Source organism: Vreelandella zhuhanensis, assembly GCF_009793355.1.
GTDB classification, from domain to species: Bacteria; Pseudomonadota; Gammaproteobacteria; order Pseudomonadales; family Halomonadaceae; genus Vreelandella; species Vreelandella zhuhanensis.
Genome location: NZ_WTKP01000001.1, coordinates 14,885 through 29,799, shown reverse-complemented (window position 1 = coordinate 29,799; position 14,915 = coordinate 14,885). Strand labels below are relative to the sequence as shown.

13 protein-coding genes are annotated in these 14,915 nt (G+C 57.2%); 5 read left to right on the top strand and 8 right to left on the bottom strand.

Annotated features, from left to right (window positions below):
* On the bottom strand, nt 1-489 hold the full coding sequence (gene rraA, locus GPM19_RS00130) for a ribonuclease E activity regulator RraA (protein WP_160416875.1): 489 nt from the start codon (nt 487-489) through the stop codon (nt 1-3).
* Nucleotides 490-603: 114 nt separating this feature from the next.
* Nucleotides 604-3,207, bottom strand: coding sequence for a bifunctional aconitate hydratase 2/2-methylisocitrate dehydratase (gene acnB / locus GPM19_RS00125; protein WP_160417236.1), 2,604 nt, complete (start codon nt 3,205-3,207; stop codon nt 604-606).
* Nucleotides 3,208-3,549: 342 nt separating this feature from the next.
* On the opposite strand from acnB, the gene GPM19_RS00120 reads away from it, so the two are divergent.
* The 3 genes from GPM19_RS00120 to GPM19_RS00110 all read left to right on the top strand — a co-directional run bounded on the left by GPM19_RS00120 (nt 3,550) and on the right by GPM19_RS00110 (nt 8,723).
* A complete protein-coding gene (locus GPM19_RS00120) occupies nt 3,550-3,984 on the top strand; it encodes a DUF1289 domain-containing protein (protein WP_160416874.1) in 435 nt (144 codons plus the stop codon).
* A gap of 87 nt (nt 3,985-4,071) precedes the next feature.
* Entirely contained in the window at nt 4,072-4,791 is a 720-nt protein-coding gene (locus GPM19_RS00115; RefSeq protein WP_160416873.1) for a MiaE family protein, read from the top strand.
* A 32-nt stretch (nt 4,792-4,823) separates the two neighbouring features.
* Nucleotides 4,824-8,723: an ATP-binding protein gene (locus tag GPM19_RS00110; RefSeq protein WP_160416872.1), complete on the top strand. Its 3,900-nt coding sequence runs from the start codon at nt 4,824-4,826 to the stop codon at nt 8,721-8,723.
* Between the two features lie 30 nt (nt 8,724-8,753).
* Here the strand turns inward: GPM19_RS00110 and GPM19_RS00105 are convergent, their stop codons facing one another.
* From GPM19_RS00105 to queC, 4 genes are read right to left on the bottom strand one after another with little or no spacing between them, the layout of a single operon-like run.
* Nucleotides 8,754-9,038 (bottom strand): YkgJ family cysteine cluster protein, encoded by a 285-nt coding sequence (locus GPM19_RS00105; RefSeq protein WP_160416871.1) that lies wholly within the window; start codon nt 9,036-9,038, stop codon nt 8,754-8,756.
* Complete coding sequence (locus tag GPM19_RS00100) at nt 9,035-9,871, bottom strand: 6-carboxytetrahydropterin synthase (protein WP_160416870.1); 837 nt, start codon at nt 9,869-9,871, stop codon at nt 9,035-9,037. The genes GPM19_RS00105 and GPM19_RS00100 overlap by 4 nt, the downstream gene beginning before the upstream one ends.
* A complete protein-coding gene (gene queE, locus GPM19_RS00095) occupies nt 9,871-10,515 on the bottom strand; it encodes a 7-carboxy-7-deazaguanine synthase (RefSeq protein ID WP_160416869.1) in 645 nt (214 codons plus the stop codon). The genes GPM19_RS00100 and queE overlap by 1 nt, the downstream gene beginning before the upstream one ends.
* Nucleotides 10,515-11,222 carry a 7-cyano-7-deazaguanine synthase QueC gene (gene queC / locus GPM19_RS00090; protein WP_160416868.1) on the bottom strand — a complete coding sequence of 236 codons (708 nt, stop codon included), beginning with the start codon at nt 11,220-11,222 and terminating at the stop codon, nt 10,515-10,517. Before queC ends, queE begins: the two co-directional genes overlap by 1 nt.
* A gap of 206 nt (nt 11,223-11,428) precedes the next feature.
* On the opposite strand from queC, the gene trhP reads away from it, so the two are divergent.
* Together trhP and GPM19_RS00080 are read left to right on the top strand one after the other, a co-directional pair.
* Nucleotides 11,429-12,850, top strand: a complete 1,422-nt coding sequence (gene trhP, locus GPM19_RS00085) for a prephenate-dependent tRNA uridine(34) hydroxylase TrhP (RefSeq protein WP_160416867.1) — start codon at nt 11,429-11,431, stop codon at nt 12,848-12,850.
* Nucleotides 12,851-12,987: 137 nt separating this feature from the next.
* On the top strand, nt 12,988-13,407 hold the full coding sequence (locus GPM19_RS00080) for an SRPBCC family protein (protein WP_160416866.1): 420 nt from the start codon (nt 12,988-12,990) through the stop codon (nt 13,405-13,407).
* A 102-nt stretch (nt 13,408-13,509) separates the two neighbouring features.
* On the opposite strand, the gene GPM19_RS00075 is transcribed toward GPM19_RS00080, so the two are convergent.
* The gene (locus GPM19_RS00075) at nt 13,510-13,749 is read right to left on the bottom strand and encodes a DUF2789 domain-containing protein (RefSeq protein WP_160416865.1); all 240 of its coding nucleotides are present in this window, start codon (nt 13,747-13,749) and stop codon (nt 13,510-13,512) included.
* 85 nt (nt 13,750-13,834) lie between these two features.
* Nucleotides 13,835-14,905, bottom strand: coding sequence for an asparaginase (locus tag GPM19_RS00070; protein ID WP_160416864.1), 1,071 nt, complete (start codon nt 14,903-14,905; stop codon nt 13,835-13,837).
* Nucleotides 14,906-14,915: the final 10 nt, after the last annotated feature.

The following is a 14,915-nucleotide window of genomic DNA, read 5'->3' as shown; positions in this document are numbered from 1 at the left end:
TCAGGTAGGAAGGGTGAGCTCGTGCTGCGCCAGTACAATGCCGTTATTGTCGGCATATATCCATTGGCCCGGGGTAAGGGTGGCGCCGGCGAATGTCACGGGAATATCACGCTGACCTTCGTTGCGTTTTTCACTCTTGCGTGGATGATTGCCCAGCGCCTGAATGCCCAGCTCAAGTTCGGCGAGTATGTCCACATCTCTTACACAGCCGTACATGATCACACCCGCCCAGCCATTTTCCACTGCTTGCCTTGCCACCATATCACCGAGCATTGCGCAGCGATGCGAGCCACCGGCATCCACTACCAGCACGGCGCCTCCACCGGTTTCGGCAAGGGCCTGTTTGACCAGGGAGTTGTCTTCGAAGCATTTTATGGTGCGAATCGGGCCGGCAAAGGCATCTATTCCTCCGTAGTTGACGAAAACAGGATCGAGTACCACCACGTCCGGGTGGGCATCGCAAATGTCTGGGGTGACAATCTGGGCCATGGGGAAAATCTCCAGGAAAATAGTAACGCGTATTCAAACGCTAAAAAAAACGCCCCACCCTGTCAAATCGACGTGGGTGGGGCGCTCAGTCATCGACTCAGAAGAACGCTAGAATCAGGCTTCTTGAGCGACCGGAATCACGTTCGAGGCAATTTTCTGATATTCCTCGATTTCGTGGAAGTTCATGTAGCGATAGATTTCACCTGCCATGGCGTCGAATTCACTCATGTAGCGCTGATATTCTTCAACGCTGGGCAAGCGACCTTCCACGGCTGCGACAGCGGCAAGTTCGGCTGATGCCAGATAGACATTGGCGCCATCGCCCAGGCGGTTGGGGAAGTTACGTGTGGAAGTCGAAACCACCGTGGACTTCGCTGCAACCCGTGCCTGGTTACCCATGCACAGAGAGCAACCCGGCATTTCCATGCGCGCACCGGCACGGCCGTAGATGCCGTAGTAACCTTCTTCGGTCAGCTGATGCTGATCCATCTTGGTCGGCGGTGCAAGCCACAGACGAGTCTTCAGGCTGCCGGCGGGCTGCTTCTCGAGCAACTTGCCTGCGGCGCGGAAGTGGCCGATGTTGGTCATGCACGAGCCGATGAAGACTTCATCGATCTTCTCGCCGGCAACCTCGGACAGCAGACGGGCATCGTCCGGGTCGTTCGGCGCGCAGAGGATCGGTTCCTTGATTTCGCTCAGGTCGATTTCGATGACTTCGGCATAGTCGGCATCTTTATCTGCGCGCATCAGGCTCGGGTCGGCCAACCAGGCTTCCATGGCCTCGATACGACGGCTGATGGTACGCTCGTCGCCATAACCGTTTCCGATCATCCACTTGAGTAGCGTGATGTTGGAGTTCAGGTATTGCGCAACGCTTTCTTCGCTGAGGGTGATGGTGCAGCCCGCGGCGGAGCGCTCGGCGGAGGCATCGGAAAGCTCGAAAGCCTGTTCGACGGTGAGGTCGTCAAGCCCTTCAATTTCGAGGACGCGGCCGGAGAAAGCATTCTTCTTGCCGGATTTCGCGACGGTCAGCAGACCTGCCTTGATACCGTAAAGTGGAATGGCGTGAACCAGATCGCGCAGCGTGACGCCCGGCTGACGCTCGCCCTTGAAGCGCACCAGCACCGATTCCGGCATATCCAGCGGCATGACGCCGGTGGCGGCGGCGAAGGCGACGAGGCCCGAGCCCGCCGGGAAGGAGATGCCCATCGGGAAGCGCGTGTGCGAGTCGCCACCGGTACCGACGGTATCCGGCAACAGCATACGGTTGAGCCAGCTGTGAATGATGCCATCGCCCGGGCGCAGTGAGACACCGCCGCGGTTCATGATGAAATCAGGCAGGGTGTGGTGAGTGTCCACATCGATCGGTTTGGGGTAAGCCGCGGTGTGACAGAATGACTGCATCACCAGGTCGGCCTGGAAGCCCAGGCATGCCAGATCCTTGAGCTCATCGCGAGTCATCGGACCGGTGGTGTCCTGAGAACCTACGGTGGTCATCTTGGGTTCGCAGTACATGCCCGGGCGAACGCCTTCCATGCCGCAGGCCTTGCCGACCATCTTCTGGGCCAGGGTATAGCCCTTGCCGGTATCGTGAGGCTGCTCGGGCAGGCGGAAGACATCGGACGGCTCAAGGCCCAGTGACTCACGCGCCTTGCCGGTCAGGCCGCGACCGATGATTAGCGGGATGCGGCCGCCGGCGCGCACTTCATCAAGAATCAGCTGAGTCTTGAGTTCGAAGGTGGTGATGACCTCGTCGGTGCCGTGCTTGCACACCTTGCCTTCGTAGGGGTAGACGTCGATGACATCCCCCATTGCCATCTTCTCGACATCCATCTCGATGGGCAGAGCGCCGGAATCTTCCATGGTGTTGAAGAAGATCGGAGCGATCTTGCCGCCGAAGCAGAAGCCGCCGGCGCGCTTGTTGGGTACGTTCGGAATGTCATCACCGAAGAACCACAGCACGGAGTTGGTAGCGGACTTGCGCGAGGAGCCGGTGCCGACCACGTCGCCCACGTAGACGACCGGGAAACCCTTGGCTTTGACGTCGGCGATCTGCTTGAGCGGACCGGTGGTGCCGGGCACTTCCGGTTCGATTCCTTCACGCTCGTTCTTGAGCATGGCGTTGGCATGCAACGGCATGTCCGGGCGAGACCAGGCATCCGGCGCGGGCGAGAGGTCATCGGTATTGGTTTCGCCGGGCACCTTGAACACCGTCAGGGTGATCTTTTCGGCCAGGGCCGGCTTGGACAGGAACCATTCGGCCTCGGCCCAGGACTGAATGACGTCCTTGGCGACGGCATTGCCGTTCTTGGCACGCTCTTCCACATCGTGAAAGGCGTCGAACATCAATAGCGTGTGCTTGAGCTGCTCACCGACTTCCTTGGCGAGTTCTTCGTCGTCTAGAAGCTCGACTAGGGAGACAATGTTATAGCCGCCCTGCATGGTGCCTAGCAGCTTGACCGCATGAATCTTGTCGATCAGCGGAGAGCTGGCTTCGCCCTTGGCGATAGCGGTAAGAAAACCGGCCTTCACATAAGCAGCTTCATCGACACCCGGCGGTATGCGGTTGGTAAGAAGATCAAGAATGACCTCTTCTTCACCGGCCGGTGGTGCCTTGAGCAGTTCGATCAGTGCCGCAGCTTGGTCGGCGTTCAAAGGCTTGGGGGGAACACCCTCGGCGGCACGTTCTTCGACATGTTGACGGTAAGCTTCAAGCACGGTAGGAACCCTCTCATCTGTTATGCTGGCCAAGGCGCCACTCATTGAAAAATTCAATCAAATAAAGCGCCTGGCATGTGAAACGTTGTCGGTAACATCGCTGCTAACGAATTGTTGATAACAAAGTCTTGAAGAAACATTCTGCATCGGTATTGAGTGGCTCTTTTAAGCACAAACTTGATGTCAGCGGCTTGACAACAGCCTGTCTCTGGATGCCGCGATTCTACGGGAAACTGTCGACAATGTTAAGCTGATGCGCGGCTAACCCCCTTGTACTTTGGGTGGATGTGGGGAATTCTGGAACGGTCTAGGTGGCGGGAGAACGCTAACAAGGGGAGGTTTATGACGGGAATGGTGCGCTCGCCCTGTGTGGGGGTATGTTCCACGACGCTTGGCGATGAGTATTGCCGTGGTTGTCAGCGCAGCCATACGCAGATCACACGCTGGTCAGCAATGAACGATGCGCAACGCGACGCCTGTATGCAGGCAATCGATCAGTTACGCGAACAAGTGGCGCAGCGTTTCATGCATGTCTTCGACGCCGCACTTCTGGAACGGAAGCTTCTTCGCCATGGCATCCGCTACCGGCCGGAACAGCCGCCTTTGTCGCGTGTCATTGAACTGTTAAGGGTGGGCAGAGGACGTATCCAGCAACTCGACCGCTATGGTGTGGAGTGTCAGCCATCCACAGCTGACCTGGATATCAAGGCATTATATGCTGCACTCAATCAAGCCTTGCTCATGGCGGTAGAACAGAGCTTGGATAGTCCTTGCTGAACAAGGTATTGCTTAGTCCGACTTATTTACTAAGGATAGGTTGGGTTAAATATTGTATGATATTTTTGACCGCCTCGATGAGATTTCATGTCCTTACAAGACCCTTTCTTGAAAAGCGAAGTAGCCCCCTTGACACATGAAGCGAGCACTTTGAAACGCAAAGCATCCCTTTTGGTACCCGCTGAGCACCGCGTCAGTGCAAAGGAGCTGTTACCGGATAGCTTGCTGGATTTCCTGGCTTGCCCGACGCCGCCGGCGTGGCTTGAATGGGCCATGGAAAACCCGGATATCTTGCTGATCGATCATGCCCAATGTGAGAAAAAGGCCGCTTCAACGGCCATGAACCTTCTCTATCGCTACGTGGATCAGCCGCTCCTGTTGGGTAAAATGTCTCAGTTGGCCCGGGAAGAGTTGCTGCATTTCGAGCAAGTCGTGACGCTGATGCGTGCCAGAGGAATTGCTTATCGAAACTTGTCAGCCTCGCGTTATGCTGGGGAATTGCGCTCGCATGTGCGTACTCATGATCCTGAACGCTTGATCGATATTCTAATTATTGGCGCCTTGATCGAGGCGCGAAGTTGCGAGCGGTTTGCATGTTTGATTCCTTATCTTGACGTGGAGCTTGCCAAGTTCTATCGAACTCTGGTTAAGTCGGAAGGACGCCATTTTGAGGACTATCTAATGTTGGCGCGCGAACAGTCCCGGGAGCCGATCAACGAGCGCATCGCATTTCTGGTTAATTGTGAAGCTGAACTGATTACGACGCCGGACACGGCATTTCGTTTCCATAGCGGCGTGCCCGCCTGAGGCCACCGCTTACGTCAGGCAGGATATGTATCATGCGCGATGCTAGTGAGTCTGATCAGCTGATTCTCTTCGGCCATTTTTCGCTGACCCAAGGCGATGATGTGCTGACGCATTTCAGTTACGACAAAGTCAAGGCACTGCTGGTTTACCTGTTGCTGCATCGGCAACCGGTCAATCGTGCGGCCTTGGCAGAGCTTTTGTGGCCCGACCAAGGGCTTTCCTCAGGGCGTACCAATTTACGCCATGCGTTGCATTGCCTGCGGCAGTCGTTGGGAGAAAATGCTGAGCAAGTGCTGAGTGTTTCTCGTCAGACAATTGCTTTCCAGCTGCCCTCGGGGTGGCATGTCGACCTGCATCAGTTACAAACATTATTGGAAGGCCCGCGTGACATCGATACGTTGCATTCACTGCTGGGTTGTTACCAAGGCGATTTGATCGAAGAGCTGCAGTTGACCAATTGTGCTGAGTTTCAGCGCTGGTTGGTGCAGGGGCGCAATGAATGGCGCCAACGGGTTATTCGTTTCGCCGAGCAGGTGCTGGAAGCGCATGCTGACGTGCCTGGTGAGTTGCTGGAAAGCTTAGTCAGTCGCTTTTCAGGTTATGGCCCTTTTCATGAGCGTCTGGTGCGGCAACTGGCTGTCCAAGGTCAGATGGCGGCTGCTCATGAACAATACAACAGCTATCTGCAGTTATTGGCGCTTTCCGGCCAGCAGCCAGAGCCCAGTTTCCTACAGTTAGCCAACTATTGGTCTGATGGCCATCATGATCACCGCGCCATGAGCCCCCAGGGGGCCTTTTCCCGTGCCTTGGCCGCCGACAGCAAGCCTTTGCGCGAAGAGGAAATTGAGCTGCGCCAATTATCGGTGATGGCCATTCGTCTGCACTTGAAAGGCGAGTGGCAGGAGCGGGCGGCGACGCGTAGTTGTCTTGCTCTGCAACTGGAATTGCTGCGCTGGTTAGAGCAACAGTGTCATCACCTGGGCGGCTTCTGGCTGCCGGGCGCCACGGGCGGGTTGGGCCTGGCCTGTTTCGGAACGCACGGCCCCGCGCATCAACTGGCGGAGTTGGTGGCGCTTTACGAGCACTGTCGCCAGGCCCTTGATCAAGAATGTGAACGGCACTGGACGGGCAGTGGTGAACCGCCGCATTTCGAGCTGGCAGCAGGGCTTCATAGCGGCCGGGTAGTGTATCTGCCGGAGCGGCAGTTGGCCGATCCTTTAGGTCAGGTGACCCAGGTTACGTTGGAATTGATGAGTGCCGCTGAAGGCAGTGAGCTGGTCATTTCTCAAGAAGCTAGCCAACACATGCCCCCGGCTCTGGATCTACAGCCACGCCTGGTGTCGCGCCTGGTGGCAAGCGATGGCCGTATCCGTCTGAGAGCCTTGGTGCTGGGGCAGAATGAAGGCGGCCCTGATGCATTGCCGCCCAGTCTGGTGGGGCGTGAAACCGCGTTACGTACCTTGCGTGACGCCTTGGCTCGGGCCGGAATCGGTCTGCGCCAGAGTGTGCTGGTACGCGGTGCTTCGGGAATGGGGAAGTCAGCGCTGATGGTGGGGTTCCGACAGCTTGAAATAAGCCGTGAAGCAGCGATTTGCTGGCAGCCGACCACTCGCCTGTCTGTTCTCGAGCCTTATGGCGTGGCTCGCACCCTATTGCGCTGGCACCTGTCCGCCAAACCTGACATCGATGCAGTAAAGGCATTACAAGCGCAGCTTTCGATGCCGGAGCTGGACGAAGCTCGCCAGCAGTTGCTGGAAGAAGCCTTGGGGGTGCGTGAAGTCCAGGAAGTATCCCAGCTGGCCCAGAACGGCGAAGCCGTTGAATTGGTGGTCGCGTTATTGCATCGCCTGATAGAGCATCAAGCCGAGATGCATATCCTGGTATTGATGATCGATGATCTGCAGTGGTTGGATGAATCCTCGTTCAAGGTACTGGCAGGCCTTCAGGCACGCTTGCCGATCAACACCGCTTTCATGCTGGTGGCGAGCCATCACGGGCGTGAACCGCTGCCGGTCAAGCTGCACTGGGACCAGCAGGTCTGCTTGGGTAAATTGGATGCCCTGCAATCTTCGCGGTTGTTATCGCAGTTGGCGCGACGTTACAGCATTCATCTCAGCCCGCGTTTGCGCAACCAGATCATCGAGCGCTGCGATGGCGTACCGCTTTATATGCAGGAAATCTGTCGTCGTCTGGACATGGATCGCCGCGAAGGGCGTAGCGTTCATTTCGATGAACTACCCAAAGGTTTGCTCGGTCTTCTGGCGAGCCGTATCGACCAGCTAGATGGCGATCGAGAGGTGGCGCATATCGCGGCGGTACTGGGCAAGCGCTTTCGTCTCGATTTTCTGCAGGAGTGCAGCGGCTGGGAAATGCCACGCTTGAACCGGGCGCTGGAGCATATGCGGTCTCTGGAAATTATCGAGCCGGTCGAGAATGAAAGCGCGGAGAACGAATATCAATTCAGCCATCAGCTGCTTCAGGAAGCAGCCTACTTGTCCTGCCCCCGAGATGTGCGCGTCAAGTTTCATCAGCAAGTGGTGAGTCTCATCGAGGAGCGCTTCCCGATGTGGATCAGCCGACACCCGGGCGACTTCGCCACTCACCTGCGGCGCAGCGGACATTATGCCCGGGGTGCGCGATATTTCGAATTGGCGGCACGTGAAGCCCTCAAGGTCAGTGCCAATCGTACTGCATTGCGCATGGCCGACGCCGGCTTGGCCAGTCTGCGTCATGTAGAAGGTCAGGCCGAACGTCAGGTCAGCTTGCTGACCGTGCGTGGCCAAGCGGCATTTGCCTTGGAGGGCCATGGGTCACCTACCGCCCACGAAAGTTTCGTTTTGGCGCGTGATCTGCTGCATCAATCCAGAAATGAATCGCTGGAAGAGTCGGAAGACCTGGAGCAGACCTTCCTGGTCAAGTGGGGATTGTGGGTGGGGCGTAGCCAACGCTATGCCCATGCCGATGCGTTTTCCCTGGCGTCCACCCTGGCCGATATTGCCGCTCGCCTGGAAGACCCCCGCTACAAGCGCCTGGCGGATTACGCCAGGGCGCATTGCGAATATTGGGCGGGAAGTGTGCGCCAGGCCCATGATCACCTGGATGAGATCGACCCGCTTAACTCGCCGATGATGATCGAGTGGCTGCCGTTCTCCGATCATCCGCAAGTCACGGCGGCTTGCTTCCAGGGATGGGCACTTTGCTTGCGTGGCGACTACCAGCGCGCGGAACACCATGTCGCTTCAGCGCTGCGATTGGCGGAAAAGATTGGTCATCCGGGCACCTTGGCCATGGCGCTGATGTTTGCAGCCTCCCTGTACCGTCAGTTAGGTCATGTGCATTTGGCCACACGCCAAGCTGAACGTGCCGCTGCAATGACAGGTACGCCGGATTTACAGCTATGGCAGATTTCCGCGCAGAGCGTGCTTGGCTGGCAGCGCGCCTTGTCGGGTGATGCCAAAGGGCTTGCGCATGTGTCGCAGAGTCTGGATCAGATGGCTGAGCTCAATGGCCGGGATCGTTACCAGCGACCGGTATGGTGGTATGCCGATGCCTGTATTGCATTGGGAGAGTTGACCACCGCCGAAGACTATCTGGATCAATGTCTGGTCATCGCCCAGGAGCGAACTACCTTGTTCCTGCCGGAGCTGGCCATTCAGCTAGCACGCGTTAGACACTTGCTGGGACACCCGGCTCACGAAGTGCGGGCATTGGTGGAAATGGCCTTGAACCAGGCTCGAGAGCATGGCAATCATCACCAAGAGCTGGCCGCACTCGAGCTATGGTTGACTCACGTCGATCCGGAAGACGCCCAGGCGAGAGAAACGTTCCGTCACATGCTGAGTAAGGTCAATCATAGTGATGCCCCGGTGCTGGTGCGCTGGGTCAGTTTGCTGGATAGGCGCTTGTCGCATAAAGAGAGCCTGGAAACCTAATCAAGTCGGCCGGCATCGAGCCGGCCCCGGTCAGGTGAGTTGCTCGAGTTGGATGATGGCGCTGAGCGCCTCATCGCGATGGTTGCCGCACAACGCAGGGTCGTAGCTGAACTTCTCGCAGACGGCCGGGCGACGTGAATCGCCGAATAGCCGGCAAAGATTGTGTTCATCGAGTTGTACGCAGCGCATACCCGCAGGTTTACCTTCCGGCATGCCGGGAATCGGTGATGAAATGGAAGGCGCGATGCAGCAGGCGCCGCATCCTGGGCGGCATCCTGCCGAGGCTTGCTGGGTTGCGGCGTCAGCTTGGCTCATGGCTTTGCCTCGGCAATGGCCCCCTTGTCGATTCCTTCGAAGGCCTGTACCCGCGTTAATTGGCCGGTTTGCCCGGCAATAAGACGCGCCAGCCAAGCCGCGATATTCTCTACAGTGGTGGGGGCCGCAAGCACTGCACAGCGGTCATGGGGAAGACGAATGAAAAATTCTCCCTGTTGCGCATGGTAGCGGCTAGCTAACTGGTCGGGATTTTCTTCATCGATAATATCGGCGCTATCCACTAGATAACGATCTGCCAGCCAGGCTGCCCACTCGCTTTCAAGCCTTGGAGCACGCACGCCGTTCTGCCAGATATGCAGGCGCGAACGGTGCCCATGCGCAATGCGTTGACAGTTACCGACATGGCGCTTGAGTCCATGGCTGTAGCTATAGGCCGGCCCCTCTATAACCTCTTCGTGCAAGGCCAGACGAATAGCCTTGACGCGGGCCGGGGGGGAGCGCATCAGCTCTACTGAAAGGTGCTCGGCAAGGCGTTGGGGAGTGATTGACGGCCAGGGAAGAGCAGTTATTGCTTCAGGCGGCGCACGCATTTCGAAATCGTAGGGCGCGGTAGCGCGCAAATAGACTTCTTGCTCAGAGGAGGCAAGCGTTACACCGGAGGCTTGGGTGGGTACCAGTAGCGTGTGGTCGACGCCGGCATCGAGATAACGCTTGAGCCAAGGCTTCACCTCGCCAAAATCAAACAGCATGCCATCCTCGCCCAGGTCGCCATCCAGTTCGACATCCACTTGCCAGCTGACGCCGATCAAACCGCGCTGCGGACACCATAGGGAAGCATCGATGTGGGTCAGGCGGTTAACGAATAATGTCATCAGTCAATTCCCGCAATCTTGTGGGTCTGCAGCGAGAGCCGCCACTGAGGGTGTGCCAAACAATAAGCCACGGTGTCGGCCATGCGATTGCCCGGCTCGCCCAAAGGGCCGGTATCCATCGGCTGAAGAAAGAAATGCCTGAAATTGAAAGCGGCAAAACGCTCGGGTGGGGCGTCGGGCTGCGGGTAAACAAGCTTGAGCTCATCGCCAGAGGTCACCGCCAAGGCATTGCTGCCCTTGGGACTGACACACAGCCAGTCGATACCCGTTGGAACCGGCAGGGTGCCGTTGGTTTCCACCGCCACTTCGAACCCTTGCGCCTGCATGGCGTCTATCAAGGCAGAGTCAAGCTGCAGCAGCGGTTCACCACCAGTGAAGACCACATAAGGGGTAGCGTGGCCATCCTGTTTCGGCCACAAGTCATGCAGATGTTCCGCCAGTGTTGCTGCCTGGGTAAAGCGTCCGCCATTCTGACCATCGGTGCCGACAAAGTCGGTGTCACAAAAGCGGCAGGCCGCCGTGGCGCGATCCTGTTCGCGTCCCGACCAGAGGTTGCAACCGCTAAAGCGACAGAACACGCTGGCGCGCCCGGCTTGGCCGCCTTCGCCCTGTAAGGTGTAGAAGGCTTCCTTGACGTGATACATCAGGCACCTCCTGGGGCGGGGTTCGATTGGCGTAAGCCAGCATATGCCAAGGGGTCGGTTACGCCGTTGGCGGCAAAGGCTGCAAGCCGTTCCCTGCAGCTACCGCACTGGCCACAGGCAAGTCGCTCGCCCAGATAGCACGTCCAGGTGTCGCTATAATCAAGTCCCATTCGCAGGCCGTCAGCCAGAATATCGGCTTTGCTCGCATGCAGATAAGGCGCATGTATTTCCACTGCCTGGAAATTGGCGACTGCCGCTACGGTATTCATTTTTTCCACGAAGTCTGGGCGACAATCTGGATAGAGCACATGGTCGCCGCCATGGGCGCCGTAGTCGACACGGTCGGCGCCGATATTCACTGCCTTGGCAATCGCCAGCGATAGCAAGATCATGTTGCGGTTGGGCACCACCGTCGCACTGAGGTTTTCCTCTTGGTAGTCGCCGGTGGGCAGCTTGCGGTCTGAATCGGTCAAGGCGGAATTGTCGATCAAGCCATGTATCGCACGGATATCTACCACTTGGTGAGGCACCTTGAGCTTGTGGCAAACTCTGGCGGCGACTTCAAGTTCACAGGCGTGGCGCTGGCCGTAATCAAAGGAAAGGGCATGCACTTGGCGACTCTCATGAAGAGCACGGTGCAAGACGGTAAAAGAGTCCATACCGCCGGAATAAATCACGACGCTGGAAGGGGTATGAGATTGGGTCATGTCAGGGCTCTGTGTCGGAGAATTTTTCGTACCGCCTGAGCGGCTATCCGGGGTCCGGTCCGGAACGGCGGCTAGTGTACGCAATGAGCGGATATCTGGCCAGAATCAGTGGCAGTTGGTAGAATTCCCTTCCTCTGATATTTCCTACCGCGTGGCTCGGGTATTATTGTGCCGAGCGCGCCGCTTCCCTTTAGTGGTGAACCTTGATGAATGCGCCTGAATTGCTGTCACCCGCCGGCACTTTCAAGAACATGCGCTACGCTTTTGCTTATGGCGCCGACGCGGTCTATGCCGGTCAGCCACGCTATTCGCTACGTGTACGCAACAATGATTTCAAGATCGGCAACCTGCACAAGGGCATTGCCTATGCCCATGAGCGGGGCAAGAAGTTTTATGTGGCATCCAACATCGCCCCGCACAATAGCAAGTTGAAGACCTACCTGCGCGACATGGAAGCGGTGATCGAAGCCGGCCCCGATGCACTGATCATGTCAGACCCCGGTTTGATCATGATGGTTCGCGAGCGTTGGCCCGACCAGGAGATTCACCTTTCGGTGCAATCCAATGTGGTCAACTACGCGGCGGCCAAGTTTTGGCAGAAGCAGGGCATCAGCCGAATCATCCTTTCCAGGGAGCTCTCGCTTGAAGAGATTGGCGAGATTCGTGCCGAATGTCCCGATCTCGAGATTGAAACCTTCGTCCACGGTGCGCTCTGCATCGCTTATTCGGGTCGTTGCCTGCTCTCCGGTTACTTCAATCATCGCGATCCCAATCAGGGCACCTGTACCAATGCGTGTCGCTGGAAATACAACACCGTCGCCGCATCCACCGATGAAACCGGTGATCTGGTGCCGGCAAACTCTGCTCGGGCGCATGCTGCAAGTGGCATCTGGACGCCGGAACAAGGCGGCCTGATTGCCTCGGGCGGCGGCAGTGCAGAAATGCCGGCGTCGGAAAGCACCGCCACTGCCGGCGGCGTGGAAGGGCAGGACGAGCTTTCGGCACTTATCGAAGATCGCACCCGCCCTGGTGAATTGATGCCGGTGCATGAGGATGAACACGGCACCTACATCATGAATTCCAAGGATTTGCGTGCCGTACAGCATGTGCCGCGACTGACTGAAATGGGTGTAACCTCACTCAAGATCGAAGGGCGCACCAAGTCCGCCTATTATGTGGCGCGTACCGCTCAGGTTTATCGCCGCGCTATCGATGATGCTGTGGCCGGCCGGCCGTTTGACATGCGCCTGATGGACGAGCTGGATAACTTGGCCAACCGAGGTTATACGGAAGGCTTCTACCGGCGCCACGTTCATGACCAATATCAGAACTACGAGCAAGGCAATTCGGTGGGCGTTCACCAGCAGTTCGTGGGTGAAGTGTTGAGCTATGACCCTGACCGGGGGATGCTGGAAATCAATGTCAAGAATCGCTTTGAAGTGGGCGACGGCATGGAGCTGATGTTACCCGGCGGCAACCGCCGCTTTACTCTCGAGCATATCGAGAACAAGCGCGGTGAATCGGTAAGCGCGGCACCCGGTTCCGGCCATGTGGTAGGCATTCCCGTACCGGGCGAGCCGATTGCCGCTGAACGTATTGAATTTGCGCTGTTGATGCGAGACCTGTAATTTTCGTAGCTAATGTCATGCTGTACTCATGATACGCCGTTCTGATGTCATGCAGTGCCATGCCTGGGTATGGACATGAACGTCATTAGCCGAGAGGCTGGGTGATGCATATCAATGGAACCAGATAGGCGATCCGAATGGCTACGATTGAACATAGCGAAATTATCAAGGCGTCTCCCGAGCGAGTGTTTTCCCTGTTGCGCCGGGTCGAGGACTTCGCGGAGTACTCGGACTGGGTCGAGGCGATCGAACCCTTGGGAGAAGAACGCTATCGCTGGCATGTACGGGCAGTGGGCATGGACTGGACATTCGACGTGGAGGTCACCGAAACGCGACCGCCGGAAGTGTTGGCGTGGAAATCACTCGATGGGGTGAAAAACCATGGGCGTTATCATTTGCGTCCGGTTGCCGAAGGTACCGAGGTCTCCCTGACCCTGACCTACGAAATCCGCAATCGCCTGATGGAAAAGGCAGTCAACAAGGCCGCCAAGCCGTTGGTGGGCAAGATCAGCCGGCAGATTCTCGAACGCGTCGAGGCTCGATTGAATACGGGCTGACTGCTTGCAAAAAGATCCGCGATGCTCCCACCATCAAGAGGAGCATCGGCTCCCTTTTGTCTCATCTGAAAAATCCGTAAGTGCGAGCAGTTTCAGAAGAGCCTAGCTTTTCTTGCGCATGGAGGCATCAAGGTGGTCTACCGTTTCCGCCCAGTCGGCATCTTCTTCAATGGCTTCACGCAGGAATTCAGCCTGGCCTTCGTTCCAGCAGGGTGCCTCGGCAAGGGGCATATTGGCTGGCAGAGGGGAGTTTCGTTCAATGAAACGCTCGATGGCGGCACTGTCTGAGGCAAGGCCCAGTTGCTCGAAAAGCTCACTGAAATGATGAACGGGTTTTTCCATGAATGACGTTCCTTCAGATTATTGCAAAAGTTGATCGATACCTTTTAAACATAGACGCATTTAGCATGCAATACGAAGTGAAAAACTAACGTTCTCCTACCAGGGGTGTTAGAAACCTGCGACGTTGATCAACGGTGGTAAGCGGTTGGGCAAGGAGGTGAACCAGCTTGGTGTAGGCGGCTTCGGGGGTCATGCCGTCGCCGGATAGAACGCCGGCCTCGACCAGCCCGTGCCCGGCAGCGTAGTTCCCCAAATGTACACTGCCCTGAGGGCATTGACTGATCGCCGCCACCAGTTTGCCTTCGCCACTGGCTGAGGCCAGGACATTCAGCAGTTCAGGCTCCGGCGGCAAGTTGCCGGCTCCCCAGAGTTGCAGTAACGCTCCCTTTACGCGGCTATCATCGAGCCAGGCGGAAAGCTGCCAGGCGGTAATGCCCGGCCACAGTGCCACCCGTACCACGGCGCCTTGCGTCAGCGGAGAGTAGTCAGGCAGCTCGAAGCGTGGGGCACCGCGCTGGAGAACTGCGAGGCCGCGTCCCGGGTAATAGATGAAATCATCTCCGATACGCTCACCCAGCAGCGGGTAATTGGGGCTGGCAAAAGCATTAGCCGATTCACTGTGCTGCTTGCAGGCTCGTACCCCACGCAACAGTTGGCCAGCGAAATAAATAGCTACTTCCTGAAGGGCTGGGTTGGCGGCGAAATGCAGAGCACCCTGGATATTCTCCAATGCATCGCCATTGGCCACTTCGAGCGGTTCCATGGCGCCGGTCAGGATCACGGGACGATCCAGCCCCTGAAGCTGATAGGCTAGACTGGCTGCGCTCCAGCTAAGCGTGTCGGTGCCATGCAAGATGACAAAACCGCTATAGGCTTGATGTTGTGCCACAATATCACTAGCCAACTGTTGCCAAGTGGTGGCGTTGGCCGCACTGGAGTCGATTAACGGTAAGTCACTCAAGATGTCAAACGATGGGAGTTGTTGACGTTGACGAGGTGAAAGCTGCGTCAAGGCATGGTCCAAGCGCTGAGCAAAATTTCCGCTGGGTGCCAGTCCATGTTCTGACATCTGCATGCCTATGGTGCCACCGGTGTAGATAACCAGGACACGAGCATCTCGAGGGGCGTTAGAGGCAACGCTTGAGGTATGGCTCATGATGTTTTGG

What these genes read in the sequence shown, in the direction of transcription:
- rraA (WP_160416875.1), bottom strand. Translation starts at nt 489, where the DNA reads ATGGCCCAGATTGTCACCCCAGACATTTGCGATGCCCACCCGGACGTG.
- GPM19_RS00120 (WP_160416874.1), top strand. Translation starts at nt 3,550, where the DNA reads ATGACGGGAATGGTGCGCTCGCCCTGTGTGGGGGTATGTTCCACGACG.
- GPM19_RS00115 (WP_160416873.1), top strand. Translation starts at nt 4,072, where the DNA reads ATGTCCTTACAAGACCCTTTCTTGAAAAGCGAAGTAGCCCCCTTGACA.
- GPM19_RS00110 (WP_160416872.1), top strand. Translation starts at nt 4,824, where the DNA reads ATGCGCGATGCTAGTGAGTCTGATCAGCTGATTCTCTTCGGCCATTTT.
- GPM19_RS00105 (WP_160416871.1), bottom strand. Translation starts at nt 9,038, where the DNA reads ATGAGCCAAGCTGACGCCGCAACCCAGCAAGCCTCGGCAGGATGCCGC.
- GPM19_RS00100 (WP_160416870.1), bottom strand. Translation starts at nt 9,871, where the DNA reads ATGACATTATTCGTTAACCGCCTGACCCACATCGATGCTTCCCTATGG.
- queE (WP_160416869.1), bottom strand. Translation starts at nt 10,515, where the DNA reads ATGTATCACGTCAAGGAAGCCTTCTACACCTTACAGGGCGAAGGCGGC.
- queC (WP_160416868.1), bottom strand. Translation starts at nt 11,222, where the DNA reads ATGACCCAATCTCATACCCCTTCCAGCGTCGTGATTTATTCCGGCGGT.
- trhP (WP_160416867.1), top strand. Translation starts at nt 11,429, where the DNA reads ATGAATGCGCCTGAATTGCTGTCACCCGCCGGCACTTTCAAGAACATG.
- GPM19_RS00080 (WP_160416866.1), top strand. Translation starts at nt 12,988, where the DNA reads ATGGCTACGATTGAACATAGCGAAATTATCAAGGCGTCTCCCGAGCGA.
- GPM19_RS00075 (WP_160416865.1), bottom strand. Translation starts at nt 13,749, where the DNA reads ATGGAAAAACCCGTTCATCATTTCAGTGAGCTTTTCGAGCAACTGGGC.
- GPM19_RS00070 (WP_160416864.1), bottom strand. Translation starts at nt 14,905, where the DNA reads ATGAGCCATACCTCAAGCGTTGCCTCTAACGCCCCTCGAGATGCTCGT.